Origin of the sequence: Streptomyces adustus (assembly GCF_009377175.1) — a bacterium.
GTDB classification, from domain to species: Bacteria; Actinomycetota; Actinomycetes; order Streptomycetales; family Streptomycetaceae; genus Streptomyces; species Streptomyces adustus.
This window is the reverse complement of the sequence record NZ_VJZD01000002.1, coordinates 38,196-57,987: the sequence shown is the minus strand read 5'-3', so window position 1 is coordinate 57,987 and position 19,792 is coordinate 38,196. Positions and strand designations below refer to the sequence as shown.

Genomic DNA, 19,792 nt, shown 5'->3' with positions numbered 1-19,792 from the left:
CACACCACGGTGCCGGCGGCCTGTGACCGAGCGGCCGTCCACGGCCGTTGTCGGTCACTGTGGGCCGCTCTCCGACGGCCCAGGGACGGACGGTCCAGACAACGGTCTGTTCAGTCGCCGATCCGACGGCCTACGAGCTGATCGGCAACTCCCGCGCTCGCTGCCGAGCCTGGGCCCGCAGCTCCTTCAGGCGGCTGTGGAAAGCGTTGTGGCGGTTCTGGTCGAGGTTCAGCGGGAGATCGAGTCGGGAGATGAGCTGCGACTCCATGGCCCACGGCTCGTCCCGCTCGATCCAGCACACTCGCGCGTTGTCCGCCATCCACTGAGTCAGGGTGGCTTCACCGGACTTACCGAAGGTCATCCGCTTGCCGCTGCCGACGCGGCGCAACTCAAGTCCGAGTAGGCACCCGAGGGTGAGTCGCAGGGTCGAGCCGGCCGCGTTGCCCCGGTAGTGGTAGCGGACCCGCTTGCGCAGGTTCTGGGTGCTGGTCCGGTTCGCCATGTACCGCGGGGCTATGCCTACGTAGAGCAGGCGCCCGGCATCCAGGTCCGGATGGGGCGGCTGCTCGAAACGCCACCCGTAGACCCCGGCCGCCGCCGGGACGGGGCTCGGACGCATCAAAACCTCGTGCGCCGACCACAGTCGTTCGGGACTGACGAGGGCGGTAGCTTCCACGAAGCCTCCAGGTGTGCCACGGCTGATCGTCGCAGGCTACTGGTCGAGGCCAGCAGAACTCCCCGGGTCTGCACAGCTATGTGACATCAGCTTGGGAAGCTGAGGTGATTTGAACGGTGTCTCCTCGCTGACCTGCGGCAGAGCGTTTGGGGCATGCGATTGCCCGCCGACCTGTTCCCCGGTGTTCCCCGTGGTTCCCCGCACGATCTGGCACGGCTGTGGCACGCCCGCCTCCTCGGCGGCACACGCACGCCCCCAGCTGTGGTGGTGGGCAGCTGAGGGGCGTGCAGGGCAGCCGTGAAGGGGGCTGCGGGCTGACCGCTCAGACCGGGACGACTGACTCTTCCGGCACCGCTTCGTTCGCGGAACGGGCTGCGAGGTAGCGCTCGGCGTCGAGAGCCGCCGAGCAACCCGAGGCGGCGGCGGTGATGGCCTGGCGGTAGGTGTGGTCGACGACGTCGCCGGCCGCGAAGACGCCGCGCAGGTTCGTGCGGGTGGTGGGCGAGGCGACCTCGATGTAGCCGTTGGTGTCCAGGTCGAGTTGATCCTTGAACAGCTCGCTGCGCGGATCGTGGCCGATGGCGATGAACAGGCCGGTCACGTCCAGGTCGCGGGTCTTGCCGGTGAAGACGTCACGCAGGACGAGACCGGCGAGCTTGCCGTCCTTCTCCTTGAGCTCGGCGATCTCGGTGTCGAAAGCGAAGGAGATCTTGTCGTCGGAGAAGGCGCGGTTTTGCATCACCTGGGAGGCGCGCAGGGTGGAGCGTCGGTGGACGACCGTCACGGAGCGGGCGAAGCGGGTGAGGAACGTCGCCTCTTCCATCGCGGTGTCGCCGCCGCCGACGACCACGATGTCGCGGTCGCGGAAGAAGAAGCCGTCGCAGGTCGCGCACCAGGACACCCCGCGGCCCGACAGTTCGTCCTCCTTGGGGAGGCCGAGCTTGCGGTAGCCGGAGCCGGTGGCGACGATCACGGACTTGGCGCGGTGCACGGTGCCCGTGGTGTCGGTGACGGTCTTGATGTCTCCGGTGAGGTCGGCCGAGACGATGTCGTCGTCGATCATCTCGGCACCGAACCTCTCGGCCTGGGCGCGCATGTTGGCCATGAGGTCCGGGCCGTCGATGCCCTCGGGGAAGCCAGGGAAGTTCTCGACCTCGGTCGTCGTGATGAGCGCGCCGCCGACGAAAATGGCGCCACCGAAGACGAGCGGCTTGAGCTGGGCCCGCGCGGTGTACAGAGCAGCGGTGTATCCGGCGGGGCCGGAGCCGATGACGATGACCTCGCGTATGGCGTCGTCGGTCACTGAGGTCACGCCTCCTGCTTGGCGTCGATCTCGGCGATCAGGGCCTCGATGCGGGTCTTGATCTCGTCGCGGATGGGGCGGACGGCCTCGACGCCCTTGCCCGCCGGGTCTTCCAGGGCCCAGTCGAGGTACTTCTTGCCGGGGAAGATCGGGCAGGCGTCGCCGCAGCCCATCGTGATGACGTAGTCGGACGCCTTGACGGCCTCCGTGGTCAGCACCTTCGGCTTGGCCGCGGAGATGTCGACGCCGACTTCCTTCATGGCTTCGACCGCGGCGGGGTTGACCTGGTCGCCCGGGATGGAGCCGGCGGAGCGGACCTCGATCCGGTCGCCCGCGAGGTCGTTGAGGAAACCGGCGGCCATCTGCGATCGCCCGGCGTTGTGGACACAGACGAACAGCACGGAGGCGAGCGGGCTGGAGGACATCGGTACTTCCTTCGTAAGGGAACCAACAGGGAGAACGGGAGAGGTATTCAGCTGCTCGGCAGCGAGGCGAGCAGCTCGGTGATGAGGGCGTCGATCTCATCGCGGATGTCGCGGACGACGGCGATGGGAGCTCCCTCGGGGTCGGTGACGGGCCAGTCCAGGTACCGGCGGCCCGGCAGCACGGGGCAGGCGTCCCCGCAGCCCATCGTGATGACGATGTCGGCGGCCTGCACGACTTCGTCCGTGAGCGGCTTGGGGAATGCTGCCGCGAGATCCACTCCGGCCTCGGTCAGGACCTGCGTGACGACCGGCTCCACGGCGGCGGCCGCGTGCGTGCCCGCGGAGGAGACGACCACGTGGCCCTGGGCGCGGTGGGCGAGCAGGGCGGCGGCCATCTGGGAGCGGCCCGCGTTGTGGCTGCACACGAACAGCACGCGCGGCAGACCACAGCCCGGTGCACCCTTGACGTGGGAGAGGGCATCGAGGCGCTCGGCGGCGAGGCGTTCGGCCAATACGACGAGGTGGGTGCGGACGCGGGCGGACTCGGCGAGGCGCTCGTAGGAGTCGATGATCAGGCGCTGGATGGTCTCCGGGGAGAAGTGTCCTTGGTAGCGCACCGACAGCCGGGCGGTGCCGGTCGCGAGGCGTTCATCAGGCGGGACAGGAGGCGGGGACGCGGTCATGGGAACCCCCTTCGGGGCACGGGTTCCGGCCCGTGCAGGGACATAGACCCCAAGGATCACTCCGGGCTGGTATCAGCCGGGAGTGATGTGAGATTATCAGTCCATGCTGACGTCAGTCGACACTGATCTGTTGCGGGTTCTGGCCGACCCGCTCCGCCTCCAGATCGTCACCCTGCTTGCCAAGGAGACGCTCTGTTCCACGCACCTGATCGAGGAGACAGGGGCCAGACAGACGAACCTCTCCAACCATCTGAAGGTGCTGCGTGAGGCCGGGGTCGTGGAGACGGAGCCATGCGGGCGCTTCACCTACTACCGGCTGAAGCCCGACGTCATCGCCTCGCTCGCCGGCCAGTTCGCCGACCTGGCGGAGACCGCGCGCGTCACCGCCGAGAACAACGTCAAGCGATCCTGCCCCTGATTGCCCGGCGCCCGTCCGTCGCCGTGTCCCTTCGTCATTCCGTACGCACCGAGGAGTCTTGTTGAGCGCCAGAGATGCCGCCGAGCACGACAGGGCCGGGGGCGCCCTCGCTGCCGAGCCCCAGCCTGCGCCGGGAGGCACCCCGCCTCAGTCCCCTCCGCTGCCGGCCAGGGCGGCGGCCGAACTCGTCGGCACGGCGGCACTTGTCGCGGTCGTGGTCGGTTCCGGTATCCAGGCGACCGAACTGACCAAGGACGTCGGTCTTCAGCTGCTGGCCAACTCCACGGCCACAGTCTTTGGTCTCGGGGTGCTGATCGCCTTGCTCGGTCCGGTCTCCGGGGCTCACTTCAACCCGGCCGTCACGCTGGCCGAGTGGTGGACCGCGCGACGGGGTGGCGCCGGGGTGAGCCTGCGAGAGCTGGGCGTCTACGTCCCGGCGCAGATCGTCGGTGCGATCGCCGGTTCGGTCCTGGCTGATGCGATGTTCGGCAAGCAGCTGGTGAAGTGGTCGACCCATGACCGCTCGGCCGGTCACCTTCTTCTCGGCGAGGTGGTCGCGACGGCCGGCCTGATCCTGCTCATCTTCGGCCTGGCCCGCACCGATCGCCTGCGCTTCGCCCCCGTCGCCGTCGCCTCCTACATCGGCGCCGCGTACTGGTTCACCTCGTCGACGTCGTTCGCGAACCCGGCGGTGACCATCGGCCGGGCCTTCACCGACACGTTCGCAGGCATCGCACCGGCTTCAGTTCCGGGGTTCATCGCCATGCAACTGGTCGGCGCCGCGGTCGGGCTGGGTCTGGTGGCACTCATTTTCCAGACGGGCCGGAAAGCCGCCGAGTGAACTGATCTCGGGACGGGTCGAGCGTCAGGCTGCGGCCGGGGTGAAGCTCAGCAGCTTGCCCATCGCCGCCAGCACTGACGGCTCGACCCGGTAGTACACCCACGTGCCGCGCCGCTCGGAGGACAGCAACCCGGCCTCCTTGAGCTTCTTCAGGTGGTGGGACACGGTCGGCTGCGAGACGCCGACGTCGGAGATGTCGCACACGCACGCCTCGCCGCCCTCGTGGGAGGCGACAGCGGTGAACAGGCGCACCCGTACAGGGTCGCCCAGCGCCTTGAACATCCGCGCGGCCGTCTCGGCCTCGTCCGCGGTGAAAGGCCGCTCGGTGAGCGGCGGGCAGCACGGCGCCACGGCGTCGGCAGCCTCGGGCTCGATCAGTGACAGCGCCTGCATATTCGACATACGTCTATGTTGACACATGTCGAAGCAAGCAGGCCGGGATGGATGCAGTCGACTCTGCGGACCCTCCCCGCGCCCGCCGTGGATGCGACGGTGCAGTTACGCACTCACTGTTGATTCGATGAATGTCTATGTTGACGCTCGTCGAATCAGGTGCCATGCTTGCCGCGCAAGACATCGACAAACGTCGAAACAAGCTAGGAGTCGCTGTGAACGCGCCCGTCCCTGCCGAACTTCCCGTCGTCGTGATCGGAGCCGGACCCGCCGGTCTGGCTGCCGCCGCCCATCTGGTCGAACGCGGCATTGAGCCGCTGGTGCTGGAAGCTGGCCCGGTCGCCGGTGCAGCGGTGCAGGAGTGGTCGCACGTGCGTCTGTTCTCCACCTGGGGTGAGGTCACCGATCCGGTGGCGGAGAAGCTGCTCGCGCCGACCGGCTGGACCAAGCCGGAGTCGTCCACCTACCCCTCGGGCGGGGACTGGGCCGCCCAGTACCTCCAGCCGCTCGCCGACGTCCTCGGCAACCGCGTGCGCACGGGAGCACAGGTGACTGGGGTGTCCAGGGCGGGCCGCGACCGGATCGTGGACGCCGACCGTGAAGCTCAGCCCTTCGTCGTCCACGTCCAGCACTCCGATGGCCGCGAGGAGCGGGTGTTCGCTCGGGCCGTCATCGACGCGTCCGGCACCTGGACCGTCCCCAGCCCCGCCGGCGGCAGCGGCCTGCCCGCGCTCGGCGAGCACGCCGCAGCCGAAAAGATCACATACCGCGTCCCCGACCTGAAGGACCCGGCCGTACGGGCCCGGTACGCGGGCAAGCGCACCGCCGTCATCGGCTCGGGCGCCTCTGCCTTCACCGCGCTGGCCTCCCTCGCCGACCTCGCCAAGGCGGACGACGGTGCCGGCACCAAGGCCGTGTGGATCCTGCGCCGCGGCATTTCCGGCTCGACCTTCGGCGGCGGCACCGCCGATCAGCTCCCGGCCCGCGGCGCCCTGGGACTGGCGGCAAAGGCGGCCGTGGACGAGGGACACGCGGATGCGGTTACCGGCTTCCGTACTGAGGTGATCGAGCGGGACAGCGGCGGCCGCCTGGTCCTGATCGCCGAGGACGGTCGCCGACTGGACCCCATCGACGAGCTGATCGTGCTGACCGGCTTCCGCCCCGACCTGTCGTTCCTGTCGGAGATCCGCCTTGGCCTGGACGAGCGCCTCCAGGCCCCGATCGCACTTGCTCCCCTGATCGATCCCAACCAGCACTCCTGCGGCACCGTCTACCCGCACGGCCACCGCGAGCTGTCTCACCCCGAACAGGGCGTCTACCTGGTCGGCATGAAGTCCTACGGCCGTGCCCCGACGTTCCTCGCCATGACCGGATACGAGCAGGTTCGCTCGGTCGTTGCCGCCATCGCCGGAGACATCGAGTCGGCCGACCGCGTCGAACTCACCCTGCCGGAAACCGGAGTGTGTGGCGGAGCCGGACTCTTCGACGCCCCCGAGGCCGATCAGACCGACGGCGGGTGCTGCGCCCCGGCACCGCAGCTGATCCAGCTAGGCACGGCCGCCCCTGCTGAAGAGGGCTCGGCCGGCGGCTGCTGCGGCGCGTGACTACTCCCCGCACCCGCCTTGCCGAGGCCGCGACCGGATCGGGGGACCGGTCGCGGCCTCGCGCGGTGCTGCCCGCGCTCTGCGTCACCCAGATCACCAGCTGGGGAATCGTCTACTACGCCTTCCCGGTCCTCGACCCGCAGATCCATACGGAGACGGGCTGGCCCACCAGTGCCACCACCGCGGCGTTCTCCCTCGGCCTGATCGTCTCGGCACTCGCCGGAATCCGCGTCGGCCGCGTCCTCGACCGGCGCGGCCCGCGCACCGTCATGACCGCCGGATCGGCCCTCGGCACCGTCAGCCTGGCCATCGTGGCGACAGCCCCCAACCTGTTGATCTTCACGGCCGGTTGGGTACTGGCCGGACTCGCCATGGCCTCCACCTTCTACCAGCCCGCGTTCGCCGCACTCACCCGCTGGTGGGCCCCCGACCACGTACGCGCCCTCACGACAGTCACCCTCGCCGGCGGCCTGGCCTCCACCGTCTTCGCCCCGCTGACCGCACTCCTCGCCGACCACTTCACCTGGCGCGAGACCTACCTGATCCTCGCCGCGATCCTCGCCCTGGTCACCATTCCCGCTCACGCCCTGGCCCTGCGGGCACCGTGGCCGCAAGCCCCGACCGCAGCCACAACGGTCAGCGGCGACGCTGCGACCGTGGCACGCAGCCGACCCTTCTGGCTCCTCGCCGTCGCCTTCACTCTGTCGGCGCTGGCGATGTACGGCGTCGTGGTCTCCCTGGTGCCGCTGCTCCTCGAACGGGGCTACACCACGACACAGGCAGCATGGGCCCTCGGCCTGGGCGGAGCCGGACAGACCCTCGGCCGCACCCTGTACGCCGCCTTCGCCCAGCGCACCAGCCCAACGGCCCGCACGACGCTGCTGATTGCCCTCGGTGGCCTCACAACGGCAGCTCTCGCTGCCGTGCCGGGTCCCTACGCGTTGGTCCTGGCCGTGTCGGTCGCGGCCGGCATGGTCCGCGGAAACCTGACCCTGCTCCAAGCAACTGCCGTCACCGACCGGTGGGGCACCACTCACTACGGCCGCCTGTCCGGACTCCTGGCGGCCCCCGCAACCACCGCGGCGGCTCTGGCACCCCTCATCGGGGCCGCACTGGCGCCGCTCCTGGGCGGCTACATCCACCTGTTCGCGCTGCTCTCCCTGATCTCACTGGCGGCAGCGCTCTCTGCACCCCGGACGCACCCAGACCGGATTGAATGAGACGGGAACTGAGACGGACCAACCCGGGCATCTGGGCGCTGTGAACCGAGCACCTCGTCCGTCGGCATCAGTAGCCGAAGAAGTGAAGGGCCGGGTTTCTGACCTGCGGCCGCGTAATCGATCAACGCTGCGACCTGCGACTTAGCTGTCGATGGTTGTCAGCGTTGGACGTCGTTGAGCACCCTCTGACGGCCCAGGGTAGGTCTCAGCGTGCCCGACGGGTCGGCACAGTCCCTGCGCCTTTCCCGGCTACGCTCGCGCGGGAGCGCCCCGCGGCGCGTGGCTGCGGGGCGCTTTGTGGGGTTTAGTCGATGGTGTACCCGTCGTACGTACCGCCCCAGCATTTGACAGTGTTGTGCAGATAGGGCTCTCCGCCGCCCTCCCTGCACTTAGCAGCGGTGGTGTAGTTGAAGTGAGGGGTGGGGCTGGGTTGGGCGGTGGCTGTGGCGGCGCCTGTGAGGCCGAGCCCGGCGAGGGCTGCCGTGGCGATGACGGCGGCGAGGATTCGTCGACTGCGCATTGGGTTCCCCTTTCACGGATTGCCTCGGTTGGACCACTAGCCAGCTTGATCCTCACCCATGTGGGTGGCATGCCATGTTGGGCCATTCGGGTGACAGCGCTGGCGGGTGCGGGTACCTGACGACTGCGGAAGTCGCCGAGCGCTACCGCACGTCGCCCTCAACCGTCCGTTACTGGCGCTACGCCGGAACCGGCCCGCAGTGCTTCATCAGGCGCGGTCGACGTGTTCTGTACAACGCCGAAGCACTCGAAAAGTACGACGCTGAAGAGATCGGAGGCCGACGCGCGGCATGACCCGGAACAGCAACGAACCCAAGAACAACGAACACCCCCTCACAGCTGGCCCGGCTTGCTCTGAGGGGGAGGGGAACTGATGGCTGACGTGTACGACCGCTGGCACCTGTCTCGCCCGCCGGCCGACGCCGAGCCCTGCGAGGCACACAGCAGCAAGACCCAGACGGTGTATCCCAGCGCCGACCACGGAACAGGCAAACGCTGGCAGGTGCGCTACCGAGACTTGTCTGGCAAGCAGTGTAAGGAGAACTTCGAGAAGAAGACCGCTGCGGACTCCCGGGCGGCCAAGGTGACGACTGAACTCGACGACGGCACCTTCGTGAACCGGGAGTTGGGCAAGCAGAAGTTCAAAGTCATCGCTGCACGCTGGCAGGAGACAGCCGTACACCGCGAGCGAACCGAGACGAACGTTGAGCGGGCCCTGCGACTGCACATCTACCCGACGTTCGGCAATCGGGAGATCGGCAGGATTCAGCGGGTCGACGGAATGAGGTGGATCAAAAACGGTCGGCCGTCATCGCTCCGTCGACCTTCGCGACGCCCTGGAACGTCTGCACCAGCATCCTGAAGATGGCCCACCAAGAGGGGATCATCCCGAAGTACCTATGGGAGGGGCTGAAACCGCCAGAGGTTTTCTATCCGGAGATCCACCCGCTTCACCCGGAGGCGGTGAAGGCGCTCATCGTGACCGCGTCTCCCCGGTACCGCGCCCTGGTGGGGCAGGCCGCATCGACGGGATTACGGCAAGGCGAGTTGTTCGGGCTGGAGGATGGCGACCCCGATGGTTATGGGGTAAGCGCATCGGCGTCCGTATCGCTCGCAAGGGCATCGACTCCAGCGAGCGGCTCGGCCGTCGTAGGTGGGTCATCGAGCGCACCATGTCCTGGCTGACCGGCTACCGACGGCTCAACCACCGTTATGAGCGGCAACCGGGCAACTACCTGGCCTTTCTTGGACTGGCATCCGCTCTCTGCTGCTACAAGCGGCTCCTCAAACTGACCATGTAGGACACGGTCTAAGTGCCCTGAGGGTGCCCTCAGACGCACGGGAAGGTTTGATTTCCCAGTTCAGAGCGTCAGCCATCCACCCTGTGCGGGGGTGCCGCCCCTTCGGGCATTTTCTGCGGCGACTCTCAAGGTGCGTCGCTGACCAGGGGAAACGGCGCCGGCCGACGTTTGCTGCCGTTGACCGCGACAGAGACTTTCCAGGGGACAGACCCGGCGGACACCGCCCGCCGGGGCGCCCTCGCGCTCTCGAAGCGAATCAGGCGATGTCGGCGACGAAGCCGGCCACTTCGTCGATCACTTGCTTCTGGTGTGCCTGCAGGTCGTGGCCGGCGAAGCCGGAGACGATGGGCAGGACGGGGTCGCCGAAGGCGGGCTGCCCGGACAGCGTCTCCATCACCGCCAGGCCGCAGAACGGCACGTACACGGGGCTGTACCCACCCTCGTGGGAGACGGCGATGCGGCCGCCGCAGACCTCATCCGCCACGTCCATCAGTCTGCGGGTCATCTCGCGGTAGCCCGTCGAGGTCACCATCTGGCGCGACAGCGGGTCCATCGCGCTGGCGTCGAACCCGGAGGCGACCAGGATGATCTCCGGCCGGAACCGGCGCAGCGCCGGGACGACGACGGAGTCCATCGCGTAGAGGTATCCCTGGTCACCGGTGCCCGGCGGCAGCGGCACGTTGAGGGCGTAGCCGGATCCCTCTCCCTCGCCGCGCTCCAGGGCCGCGCCGCTGTTCGGGGGGAAGACGTTGTCCTGGTGCAGCGAGACGGTGAGCACGTCGGGGTCGTCGTAGAAGACCGACTGGGTTCCGTTCCCGTGGTGGACGTCCCAGTCCAGGATGGCGATCCGGCCCACCCCCAGTGCCTCGCGGGCGTGCTTGGCCGCGATGGCGAGGTTGCCGAAGATGCAGAATCCCATGCCGGAGGAGGCCACGGCGTGGTGGCCCGGCGGCCGGACCAGGGCGTACGCGTTGTCGACGGTGCCGTTCAGCACCGCCTCGACCGCGGTGATCACGCCGCCGGCGGCCAGGGCCGCAATCTCGTAGCCGCCCCGGCCGAAGGGCGACAGGCCGTCGCCCGCGTCGCCGCCCTTGGGCAGCGCGCTCTCGGTCTTGATCCGTTCCAGGTACTCCGGGGTGTGCACCCGCAGGATCTGCTCCTCGGTGGCGCTCACCGGCCGGATGCGCTCCAGCTTGTCGATGAGACCGGACACCACGATCAGCTCGTGCAGGCGGCGCTTGGTCTCCGCGTTCTCGAAGTGGACGAACGGTTGCAGGCCCGCTGCCGGGTCCGAGGGGGCGAGACCCGCGTTGGTGCCTGTGTCATGCCATCCGAACAGTTCGTGGTAGAGGTAGCCAGTCGTCATGAAGGGGCCTTCCTTGGGCTCGCGCTTGTGGCACCGGCTTCAGCGGTGGAGACCATGGAAGATCCGCGAGGGCGGACCGCACATCCGTAGAAATGCCCAATCCGCGAGGCCGCCGTCATGCACGGCGCGAGGCCCGTGATCCCTTGTGCCGCCCAGGCCCATCACCTACCGTTTGGGGCCTTACGTTTCTGTGGAGGTCACTTCAGAGCCCCGGGGAAGCATCATGCCCACGTACCGTCAACTCGCCACAGCGGCCGAGATCGGGATGCTGGCCGGCGAGCGTGACGTGGCCGGTGCGGCCGCGCACGCGCTCTCCCTGCTCGGCGAGGCCCTGCACAGCGACGCGGCCTCACTGGTCGCGGTCGACGCGGTCAGCCGAGCCCACGGTCAGCTCGCCGCGGTCGGATACCCACCGGCGGTCGCGGACTCCCTCGCCACGGAGTTCTCGGGGACGCCATGGTTCCGGCTCGTCCTTCAGGGCGGCCTGCCTCAGTCGATCTCCGCCGAGCCGAGGCAGACCTTCCGCGAGGGGTGGTTCTACACGGACCGCATCCGGCCCGCCGGCTACCGGGACGGCATGACCGGCGCGCTGCGCCGGGACGGCCGGTACGTCGGCATGGTGCACCTGTCCAGCGCCCGCGATCTCGCGTACGACGAGGAGGCTCAGCGACTGCTGGCAGCGGTGCTCCCGGCGCTGGCGGTGATGGCCGACGGCACCGGCAGACTCGTCCGGTGGGCGGACCTGCCCGAGACCGGGGCCGCGGCGCTCGTCGAGGGCCGGGCGGTCATGGACTTCCCGGGGCGTGAGGTGCCCGCGGTGCTCGCCGATCCGGCGTTCGGGCTCGTCGTGGACGAGTTCCGCGACGCGGGCGGTCGGTGGCTGCGGCTGCTGTGGCCGGTCGGCCGCACCCTGCACCGGGTCACCCTCGGCTCGGTGCCCGACCGCTCGCGGGCGGTGCTCGTCCACACGTCGCCGACGGACGTCCCGCACGGCCTGAGCGTCCGGGAGCTGGAGGTGCTCACCAGGATCGCGATGGGGGCGTCGAACCAGGCCGTCGCCGAGGAACTCCACCTGTCCCGGAGGACCGTGGACTCCCACGTCGAGCGCGTGCTGCGCAAGACAGGTGCGGACGGCCGGACGGCAGCCGCGGTCCTGGCGGTCCGGGAAGGTCTGGTGCTGCCGGTTCCCGGCCTGCGGAACGGCCACGGAGTCCGCTGCTTCCTCGGCCCCCGCCGCGCCGACCGCGCCGGGCGGGCGGTCCCCGACCGCGCCGGTGCGACCGACGGCCGTGGAACAGCCACGACGGTGGCGGACGCGCCCGCGCAACCGGCCTTACGAACCCGGCTCCGACCGCAGGAACCAGCCCGTCTCGGCGGCGAGGCTGCGCATCTCCTCCCCGGCGCGTGGCCGGTCGTCACCTCGAGGCGCCACCTGCCCGACATCGGACGGTCGCGGAGCCTCCAGGTGAGGGCAGAGGCGGCGGGCGTCCTCACGGTGCTCGGCGTACGACCGGGACGGCCCGGAAACCCGGCGGCGGAGGACCGGCCGCGCCTCGCCGACGACACCCGGATGCGGGCCTCGTCGGACTCCCGTCGGCGTACCCGGCGCCGTGCTGGCTGCGGATGCGCACTGCGGAGCAGTCGGCGCCGCTCACCTGGCACGCCTTATTGGTGGACGGCGAGGACAGCTTCACCGCGATGCCGGCGCACGTGCTGCGGTCGTCCGGTCTTGATGCGACGGTGCGCCGGTACGACGAACCGGGTCTGCGGGAGGCGGCGCCGGCGCACGAGGGCCCGGTGATCCTCGGCCCCGGCCCGGGCGGGCCGTGCGGTGCGTGCGGTGCGTGCTTCCCGGGTGCCGTGGTCCCGGATGCGGAGGTCGCGGGCCGGACACATGCTGGTCTGGGGTGCTGTCCGTGCCGGCCGTACGAGGCGCACCCCGTCGGACATGCACGCCGGTGACGACGTCGAGGCGGGAAAGACGTGGCGGGACCAGAGATCGACTACGCGGCGGTGTTCCAGGCCCTTCCCGGAGCGGTGGCACTGCTGACCCCGGAGCTGATCTACGTGGACGCCAACGACGCGTTCCTGCGCACGGTGGGCCTCACCCGCGAGCAGGTCATCGGCAACTACCTCCCCGACGACTTCCGCGACGATCCGGACGCCCCTGTCGCGGCCCTCACGTCCAAGGTCCAGGCGTCGCTGCTGCGGGCGGCGGAGACCGGCGAGCGCGACACCATGGCGCTGCGGCACACCGAGGAGAACCCCGAACGGCCCGGGGCACTGAACGACCGGTACTGGACCCAGATCAACATTCCCGTCTTCGGTCCGGACGGGCGGGTGGCCCTGCTGCTGCACCGGGTGGAGGAGGTCACCGAGTTCATCCGCGCCCGCGAAGTCGCGCTGTCCCTCCAGAAGGCCATGCTGCCCGCTGCCCGCCCGGTCGGCCGCCACCATGCGGCCGTGCGCTACCGGCCCGCCGCCGCGGCGCTGAACGTGGCCGGGGACTGGTACGACCTCATCGACCGGCCGGGCGACCGCATGGCCGTCGTCGTCGGCGACGTCGTCGGCCACGGCCTGCCCGCGGCCGGTGTCATGGGGCAGCTGCGCAGTGCCCTCAGCGCCGCCTGCCTCGTCATAGAGGGCCCCGCCCGTGCCCTGGAAGTCCTGGGGCTGTACGCCAGGACCGTCGACGGCGCCGAGAACACCACCGTGGCCACGGTGTTCGTCGACTGGGACACCCACACCGTCACCTACAGCAGCGCCGGTCACCTCCCACCGGCCCTCACCCGGGCGGACGGGACCGTCGAGTTCCTGGACCGGGCCACCGACCCCCCGCTGGCCGCCCGTCCTCGACACGCCCCCCGGCCCCAGGCTGCCGTGGCCTTCCGCGAGGGCGACGTCCTCGTCCTCTACACCGACGGTCTGATCGAGCGTCGCCGCGAGGACATCGACGTCGGCCTCGCCCGGCTCGCCGATTCCCTGTCCCGTCACCACGCGGACGACTGCGAGCGCCTCGCCGACGCGGTGCTCGGCGACCTGCTCCCGCCCGGCGACGCCACCGACGACACCGCCCTGGTCATCGTGCGCCTGTGAACCCGGCCCCCGCGGGGCCCAACCACCCTTCGGCCCGCGGTCATTCGCAGGCGACGCCGTCTCCGTCGCGGTCGAGGTGGGAGTCGTAACCGGGGTCGCCGGCGTGCAGCGGGGCCGCTCCGGCGGCTCGGGCCGCGGTGCAGTTCGCGTAGTACGCGCTTCCGCCTCCGCCTCCGCCGCTGCTGTCGCTGCCGCCTCCGCTGCCGCTGTCGTCGATGCCGGTGTCCGCCGCCGGTTCGGCCGTGACGGTCCGGGTGACCTCGACGGTGCTCGTGGCGGTCACGGTGGCGGCCGGTTCGGGGGTCGCGGTCGCGGTGGTGGTGACGGTGACCGTCGGGTGCGGGCGGGCGGCCGCAGGCTTCGCGTCGGAGCCCGTCGTGTCCTGGCCGCCGCTGCCGCCGATGCCGATGCCGACGAACAGGGCCAGGCCGAGCGCGGGCAGCAGGTAGCGCTTGCGTGCCCAGCGGGGCGCGGGCGGAGCGGCGTACGGGTTGGTCATGAAGGTCCCCCAAGGTGTGCCGGATGCGTGCATGACCGTAATGCCGGGTTCCCGCTCGTGGTGGCGGAATGGCGTTTTCGTGACGAACGGGGCTGGTGGGCCACGGGGTACGGCAAGGGTCGATTCGTTGATTAATGTCACAGGTCGGGAAATCGGCATAAAGCGGACATAGCGCTATTTGGTGGCCAATTTGGCCCTCTTCGTCCCTGTAGCGTCGCCGTAGTTCCCCGCGTTTCGCGCAGCCTCGGCGCCTTCGTGCGCGCTGCCGTCGCGACCGCAACATCGAGCAGGACGGAACCCTCATGCCCGCATCGCGCATATCCCGCTGCGCCCGGCGGGGACTGGCCACGGCCGTGACCGCCGGGACGGCCCTCGCCGCACTCGCCACCGCCGCCCCGGCGCAGGCGAGTACGGGCGGCGCGTCCGTCGGCGGCTCGCCCGTGACGTGCACCTCGCAGCGGCCGGGGCTGGCGGACCGGCTGTCGCAGGACCTCGCCGCCGCGCTCCGCGGACGCCAGGGCTCCGCGGCGTTCGCCCTGTACGACCGCACCACCGGGACCTCGTGCACCTTCCGGGCCCACGCCACCTTCGACTCGGCGAGCGTGGTCAAGGTCACGGTGCTCGGGGCCCTGCTGCGGCAGACGGCGGACGAGCACCGCGCCCTGACGTCCCGCGAGGTGGAGCTGACCACCGCGATGATCACCAAGTCGGACAACGACGCGACCAACGCCCTGTGGCACCAGATCGGGACGGCCGGCGTCCAGCGCTTCCTGACCCTGGCCGGCATGCGGGACACCGTGCCCGCGCCGAACGGCCACTGGGGGCGTACCCGGATCACGGCCGCCGACCAGCTGACCCTGCTGCGGCTGCTCACCTCGGACAACGCGGTCCTCGGCCCCAGCGCCCGCGCCTACGCGCTGCGCCTGATGAACCAGGTCGTGCCCGATCAGCGCTGGGGCGCCCCGGCCGGGGCGCCCGCGACGGCGACGGTGCATGTCAAGAACGGCTGGCTGCCGGACGCCACCGACGGCTGGCGGGTGAACAGCGTCGGCGCCTTCACCGGCGGCGGCCACGACTACGCGATGGCCGTGCTCTCCCGCGGCAGCCGGACGATGGCCGACGGCGTCGCCACCCTCGAAGCCGCCGCCCGCGTCGTCAACCGGGACCTGAACACGCCCGCCGCCGTCTGACCCGGCCCGGCCCGGCCCGCCCCGGTCCACCCTGCCGAGCCGCCCTGCGCGCGCCGCCCTAGGGTGGAGTCCCGGGCCCACCTGCGGAGGGAAACGTCATGGCCGGCTGGAGCGCGCACGACATGCCCGACCTGAGCGGCCGTACCGCGGTCGTCACCGGAGCCAACAGCGGGCTCGGGTACGTCACCGCGCGCGAACTGGCGCGCCACGGCTCGCGGGTGGTCGTGGCCTGCCGGAGCGAGCCGCGCGGACGGGCGGCGGTGGACCGGATCGGCGCCGAAGTGCCGGGCGCAGAGGTGGAGTTCGCCCGGCTGGACCTCGGCGACCTGGCGTCCGTACGGGAGTTCGCGGCCCGCTTCCCGTACGAGCGGCTCGATCTGCTGGTGAACAACGCCGGGGTGATGGCGCTGCCGTACGGAACGACGGCCGACGGTTTCGAGACCCAGTTCGGGGTCAACCACCTCGGGCACTTCGCCCTCACGGGACTGCTGCTGCCCGCGCTGCTCGCCGCTCCCGGCGCCCGGGTCGTGACCGTCTCCAGCATGATGCACGCGCTCGCGAACATCGACATCGACGACCTCAACAGCGATCGGAAATACCGGCGTTGGATCGCCTACGCCCGCTCCAAGACCGCCAACCTGCTGTTCACCCACGAACTGGCGCGCAGACTGGCGGCGGCCGGCTCGGACACGGTCGCCGCGGCCGCCCACCCCGGGTACGCGGCCACCAACCTCCAGACCGCCGGTCCGCGCGCGGAGGGCCGCCGGGGCGCCGAGCGGCTGATGGAGCTCGGCAACCGGATCGTCGCCCAGCCGGCCGAGATGGGCGCGCTGCCCAGCCTGTACGCCGCCACCGCCCCCGGCGTACGCCCCGACTCCTTCATCGGCCCGTCCTTCGCGATGTGGCGCGGGGCGCCCGCACCGTCGCGACGAACCCCGTGGACCCGCGACGACCGGGCGAGCGAGCGACTGTGGGCCGCGTCCGAGGCGCTCACCGGGGTCACGTACGAGGGGCTCAAGGCCTGACGGACGCGGGGGCTCAAGGCCTGACATCGGCCCGAGCCGGTGTCTCAGCCGGCCTGCACCTCGTACGTCGCCACCCGCACCGTCTCGTCGTCCAGGCACTGCCCGGTCAGCAGGTCGAAGCGCTGCTTGAGCAGCGGGGAGGCGACGAACGGGCGGCCCCGATGGGTGCCGGTCAGCCCGCGGGACAGGACGGCCGCGCCGCTGAACGGATCGCGGTTGTCGATGCCGTACAGCGCTCCGGACCGGTCGCGGAACAGCGCGACCTGGCGGCCGTCGGGCAGCAGCGCGGCCATGCCCCGGCCGGGGGTCAGCGCGGTCAGGTCGCAGACCGCGAACCAGGAGTCCGCAAGGCGCAGCCGGACCTTCAGGGCGGTCGTCTCGGGTGCGAGGGTCATCGCGGGGCACTTCCTTCCAGGGGGCGCGTGCCGATGGTCAGCAGCGGCAGGTCGGGCTTGATCTGGTCGCGCTCGGGGACGAAGCCGACGACCGGGTCGGGGGTGTCGGGCGCGTTGACGAACGACACGAACCGACCGAGCTTCTCGGGGTCGTTGATGGTCTCGGCCCACTCGTCGCGGTAGGCCGAGACGTGCGCGGCCATCAGCGACTCCAGTTCCTCGCAGATGCCCAGGGAGTCCGCCACCACCACGTCCCGGACGTGGTCCAGGCCGCCCGGGATCCGCTCCAGCCAGGTCGAGGTGCGCTCCAGCCGGTCCGCGGTGCGGATGTAGAACATCAGGAACCGGTCGATCAGCCGCACCAGTTCGGCGTCGGACAGGTCCTGGGCGAGCAGGTCCGCGTGGCGCGGGGTGGCGCCGCCGTTGCCGCCGACGTACAGGTTCCAGCCGTTGGAGGTGGCGATGATGCCGAAGTCCTTCGACTGGGCCTCCGCGCACTCGCGGGCGCAGCCCGACACCGCCGACTTGAGCTTGTGCGGCGACCGCAGGCCCCGGTAGCGCAGCTCCAGGTCGATCGCCATCCGGACCGAGTCCTGGACTCCGTAGCGGCACCAGGTCTGTCCCACGCACGACTTGACCGTGCGCAGCGACTTCCCGTACGCGTGCCCAGACTCGAAGCCGGCGTCCACCAGCCGCGCCCAGATCAGCGGGAGCTGTTCCACGCGGGCGCCGAACATGTCGATGCGCTGGCCGCCGGTGATCTTCGTGTAGAGCCCGAAGTCGCGGGCCACCTCGCCGATCACGATGAGCTTCTCGGGGGTGATCTCGCCGCCCGGGATGCGCGGCACGATCGAATACGAGCCGTTCTTCTGGAGGTTGGCGAGGAAGTGGTCGTTGGTGTCCTGGAGGGCCGCCTGCTCGCCGTCCAGGACGTAGCCGTGCGCGCCGATCGTCGGGGCGAGGGAGGCGATGATCGAGCCGACCGTGGGCTTGCAGATCTCGCAGCCGTCGCCGCCCCGGGCCTCCTCGCGGCCGTGCCGGTCCAGCAGGTCCCGGTAGGAGGTGACGCGCAGGGCGAGGACGATCTCGTAGAGCTCCTCGCGGGACTGGGTGAAGCAGCCGCACAGGCCCTTGTCGACCTCGACGCCGTTCGCCTCCAGCTCGGCGGTGACGAGCTGGCTCAGCACCTTCACGCAACTGCCGCAGCCGGTACCGGCCTTGGTGCACTTCTTCACCTCGGGCACGGTCGTGCAGGAGTGCTCCGTGACCGCGCCGCGGATCGTGCCCTTGGTGACGTTGTGGCAGGAGCAGACGACCGCCTCGTCCGGCAGCGCGGACGGGCCCAGCTGGACGGGACCCCCGGCACCGGCGGGCAGCACCAGCTGCTCGGGGGCGACGGGCGGGACGGAACCGGTGAACGCGCGCAGGGTGCCGTACGCCTCCGCGTCGCCGACCAGGATGCCGCCCAGCAACGTGCCGTCCCGGCCGACGACCAGCTTCTTGTACAGGCCGGCCCGGGCGTCCGAGTAGACGACGTCCAGGCAGTCGGCGGCGGTGCCGTGCGCGTCGCCGAAGGAGGCCACGTCCACGCCGAGCAGCTTCAGCTTGGTGGACAGGTCGGCACCGGTGAACGACGGCTGCCCGGCCTCGTCGACAGCCCCGGCCGCGTCGGCGGCGATCGCGGCGGCCGCCGTCTCCGCCTGCTCGTAGCCGGGGGCGACCAGGCCGTACACCCGGCCGTCCGCCGCCAGCGCGCACTCGCCGATCGCGAACACCCGCGGGTCGCCGACCGTGCGGCACCGCTCGTCGACCGTGACGCCGCCGCGCTCGCCGACCGTCAGTCCGCAGTCGCGGGCCAGTTGGTCGCGGGGGCGGACTCCGGCGGAGAACACCACCAGGTCGGTGGCGAGTTCGGAGCCGTCGGACAGCTTCATACCGGTGACCGCGCCGTCCTCGCCGACCACGATCTCCTGCGTGCCCACCCCGGTGTGGACGGACAGGCCCATGTCCTCGATGGTGCGCAGCAGCGCGGCGCCGCCGCCCTCGTCGACCTGCACGGGCATCAGGCGCGGCGCGAACTCCACGATGTGGCTGGTGAGTCCGAGGCCCTTCAGCGCGCCCGCCGCCTCCAGGCCAAGCAGCCCGCCGCCGACCACGGCACCGGTAGTCGCCCTCTTCCGTGCGTACTCCTCGATGGCGAGCAGGTCCTCGATCGTGCGGTAGACGAAGCAGCCCTCGGCGTCCTTGTGGGGGACCGGCGGCACGAACGGGTACGAGCCGGTGGCCAGCACCAGGACGTCGTAGCCGACGACGAGCCCGGAGCGGGCCGTCACCGTGCGGGCCTCGCGGTCGACCGTCTCCGCCGGGTCGCCGACGTACAGCTCGATCCCGTGCTCGTCGATGAACCCCGGGTCGGTCAGGGAGAGGTCCTCGGCGGTGCGCCCCGAGAAGTACGAGGTGAGGGCGACCCGGTCGTACGCCGGACGCGGCTCCTCGCACAGCACGACCACCCGGTGCGTGGCGGTCAGGCCGCGATCGGCGAGCGCTTCGAGGAAACGCTGGCCGACCATGCCGTGGCCGACGAGCACGATCGTGGGGCGGGACCGGCCCCCGACACTTGCGGTCGTGGACATCAGGAGCCTCCATCGTTGGGGAGCAGGTGGAGTGGGCGGATCGGGTGAAGCGGGTGGGACAGCGGCGGCGGATCCGAGGCTGTGTCCAGCAGCGTGCGGGGCCGGTGTTTCCCTGCCGCATCCCCTCTGTTTCCCGAGAGGAACGCTGCCCTCAGCGGGGGACGGCCCGGGGTGTGAGGGTTCGCGGGCGGACCGGCGGCCCGGT

General features: G+C 70.6%; 19 protein-coding genes and 3 pseudogenes. 12 read left to right on the top strand and 10 right to left on the bottom strand.

Going from position 1 to position 19,792, the window contains the following annotated elements; genetic code table 11:
* Positions 1 to 130: 130 nt before the first annotated feature.
* From FNH09_RS01010 to FNH09_RS00995, 4 genes are all read right to left on the bottom strand, one after another.
* The gene (locus FNH09_RS01010; RefSeq protein ID WP_162467946.1) at positions 131 to 676 is read right to left on the bottom strand and encodes a GIY-YIG nuclease family protein; all 546 of its coding nucleotides are present in this window, start codon (positions 674 to 676) and stop codon (positions 131 to 133) included.
* A 322-nt stretch (positions 677 to 998) separates the two neighbouring features.
* Complete coding sequence (gene trxB / locus FNH09_RS01005; RefSeq protein ID WP_162467962.1) at positions 999 to 1,979, bottom strand: thioredoxin-disulfide reductase; 981 nt, start codon at positions 1,977 to 1,979, stop codon at positions 999 to 1,001.
* A 5-nt stretch (positions 1,980 to 1,984) separates the two neighbouring features.
* Positions 1,985 to 2,404, bottom strand: a complete 420-nt coding sequence (locus FNH09_RS01000; RefSeq protein WP_152884065.1) for an arsenate reductase ArsC — start codon at positions 2,402 to 2,404, stop codon at positions 1,985 to 1,987.
* A gap of 47 nt (positions 2,405 to 2,451) precedes the next feature.
* Positions 2,452 to 3,087: an arsenate-mycothiol transferase ArsC gene (locus FNH09_RS00995; protein WP_152884063.1), complete on the bottom strand. Its 636-nt coding sequence runs from the start codon at positions 3,085 to 3,087 to the stop codon at positions 2,452 to 2,454.
* Between the two features lie 103 nt (positions 3,088 to 3,190).
* Between FNH09_RS00995 and FNH09_RS00990 the strand changes: the two genes are divergently transcribed.
* Together FNH09_RS00990 and FNH09_RS00985 are read left to right on the top strand one after the other, a co-directional pair.
* Positions 3,191 to 3,505: an ArsR/SmtB family transcription factor gene (locus FNH09_RS00990; RefSeq protein ID WP_152884061.1), complete on the top strand. Its 315-nt coding sequence runs from the start codon at positions 3,191 to 3,193 to the stop codon at positions 3,503 to 3,505.
* 61 nt (positions 3,506 to 3,566) lie between these two features.
* Positions 3,567 to 4,346 (top strand): aquaporin, encoded by a 780-nt coding sequence (locus tag FNH09_RS00985; protein WP_152884058.1) that lies wholly within the window; start codon positions 3,567 to 3,569, stop codon positions 4,344 to 4,346.
* Between the two features lie 24 nt (positions 4,347 to 4,370).
* Here FNH09_RS00985 and FNH09_RS00980 read toward each other — a convergent pair whose 3' ends face one another.
* The gene (locus FNH09_RS00980) at positions 4,371 to 4,748 is read right to left on the bottom strand and encodes an ArsR/SmtB family transcription factor (protein ID WP_152884056.1); all 378 of its coding nucleotides are present in this window, start codon (positions 4,746 to 4,748) and stop codon (positions 4,371 to 4,373) included.
* 206 nt (positions 4,749 to 4,954) lie between these two features.
* Here FNH09_RS00980 and FNH09_RS00975 point away from each other — a divergent pair, with 206 nt between their 5' ends.
* Complete coding sequence (locus tag FNH09_RS00975) at positions 4,955 to 6,343, top strand: NAD(P)-binding domain-containing protein (protein WP_162467945.1); 1,389 nt, start codon at positions 4,955 to 4,957, stop codon at positions 6,341 to 6,343.
* On the top strand, positions 6,340 to 7,563 hold the full coding sequence (locus FNH09_RS00970; RefSeq protein WP_162467944.1) for an MFS transporter: 1,224 nt from the start codon (positions 6,340 to 6,342) through the stop codon (positions 7,561 to 7,563). The genes FNH09_RS00975 and FNH09_RS00970 overlap by 4 nt, the downstream gene beginning before the upstream one ends.
* Positions 7,564 to 7,867: 304 nt before the next feature.
* On the opposite strand, the gene FNH09_RS00965 is transcribed toward FNH09_RS00970, so the two are convergent.
* Positions 7,868 to 8,083, bottom strand: coding sequence for a hypothetical protein (locus FNH09_RS00965; RefSeq protein ID WP_152884049.1), 216 nt, complete (start codon positions 8,081 to 8,083; stop codon positions 7,868 to 7,870).
* A 74-nt stretch (positions 8,084 to 8,157) separates the two neighbouring features.
* Here FNH09_RS00965 and FNH09_RS00960 point away from each other — a divergent pair, with 74 nt between their 5' ends.
* The 3 genes and pseudogenes from FNH09_RS00960 to FNH09_RS00950 all read left to right on the top strand — a co-directional run.
* Positions 8,158 to 8,376, top strand: a complete 219-nt coding sequence (locus FNH09_RS00960; RefSeq protein WP_152884047.1) for a helix-turn-helix domain-containing protein — start codon at positions 8,158 to 8,160, stop codon at positions 8,374 to 8,376.
* A 79-nt stretch (positions 8,377 to 8,455) separates the two neighbouring features.
* Complete coding sequence (locus tag FNH09_RS00955; RefSeq protein ID WP_152884045.1) at positions 8,456 to 8,944, top strand: hypothetical protein; 489 nt, start codon at positions 8,456 to 8,458, stop codon at positions 8,942 to 8,944.
* Between the two features lie 226 nt (positions 8,945 to 9,170).
* Positions 9,171 to 9,383, top strand: a pseudogene (locus FNH09_RS00950) (transposase); the annotation flags it as partial.
* A gap of 256 nt (positions 9,384 to 9,639) precedes the next feature.
* Here FNH09_RS00950 and FNH09_RS00945 read toward each other — a convergent pair.
* The gene (locus tag FNH09_RS00945) at positions 9,640 to 10,749 is read right to left on the bottom strand and encodes a class II histone deacetylase (RefSeq protein ID WP_152884043.1); all 1,110 of its coding nucleotides are present in this window, start codon (positions 10,747 to 10,749) and stop codon (positions 9,640 to 9,642) included.
* Between the two features lie 223 nt (positions 10,750 to 10,972).
* On the opposite strand from FNH09_RS00945, the pseudogene FNH09_RS49700 reads away from it, so the two are divergent.
* The 3 genes and pseudogenes from FNH09_RS49700 to FNH09_RS00930 form a co-directional block, all read left to right on the top strand.
* Positions 10,973 to 11,896, top strand: a pseudogene (locus tag FNH09_RS49700) (helix-turn-helix transcriptional regulator); the annotation flags it as partial.
* Between the two features lie 315 nt (positions 11,897 to 12,211).
* Positions 12,212 to 12,576, top strand: a pseudogene (locus FNH09_RS00935) (phenazine-specific anthranilate synthase component I); the annotation flags it as partial.
* Positions 12,577 to 12,732: 156 nt separating this feature from the next.
* Positions 12,733 to 13,845 carry a SpoIIE family protein phosphatase gene (locus FNH09_RS00930; RefSeq protein WP_162467943.1) on the top strand — a complete coding sequence of 371 codons (1,113 nt, stop codon included), beginning with the start codon at positions 12,733 to 12,735 and terminating at the stop codon, positions 13,843 to 13,845.
* Positions 13,846 to 13,885: 40 nt separating this feature from the next.
* On the opposite strand, the gene FNH09_RS00925 is transcribed toward FNH09_RS00930, so the two are convergent.
* Entirely contained in the window at positions 13,886 to 14,344 is a 459-nt protein-coding gene (locus FNH09_RS00925; RefSeq protein WP_152884040.1) for an excalibur calcium-binding domain-containing protein, read from the bottom strand.
* A 302-nt stretch (positions 14,345 to 14,646) separates the two neighbouring features.
* On the opposite strand from FNH09_RS00925, the gene FNH09_RS00920 reads away from it, so the two are divergent.
* Positions 14,647 to 15,534 carry a serine hydrolase gene (locus FNH09_RS00920; RefSeq protein ID WP_152884038.1) on the top strand — a complete coding sequence of 296 codons (888 nt, stop codon included), beginning with the start codon at positions 14,647 to 14,649 and terminating at the stop codon, positions 15,532 to 15,534.
* Between the two features lie 98 nt (positions 15,535 to 15,632).
* Positions 15,633 to 16,559 (top strand): oxidoreductase, encoded by a 927-nt coding sequence (locus FNH09_RS00915; RefSeq protein WP_152884036.1) that lies wholly within the window; start codon positions 15,633 to 15,635, stop codon positions 16,557 to 16,559.
* Between the two features lie 44 nt (positions 16,560 to 16,603).
* Here FNH09_RS00915 and nirD read toward each other — a convergent pair whose 3' ends face one another.
* Together nirD and nirB are read right to left on the bottom strand one after the other, a co-directional pair.
* The gene (gene nirD / locus FNH09_RS00910; protein WP_152884034.1) at positions 16,604 to 16,954 is read right to left on the bottom strand and encodes a nitrite reductase small subunit NirD; all 351 of its coding nucleotides are present in this window, start codon (positions 16,952 to 16,954) and stop codon (positions 16,604 to 16,606) included.
* Entirely contained in the window at positions 16,951 to 19,587 is a 2,637-nt protein-coding gene (nirB, locus tag FNH09_RS00905) for a nitrite reductase large subunit NirB (protein WP_152884031.1), read from the bottom strand. Before nirB ends, nirD begins: the two co-directional genes overlap by 4 nt.
* Positions 19,588 to 19,792 lie beyond the last annotated feature (205 nt).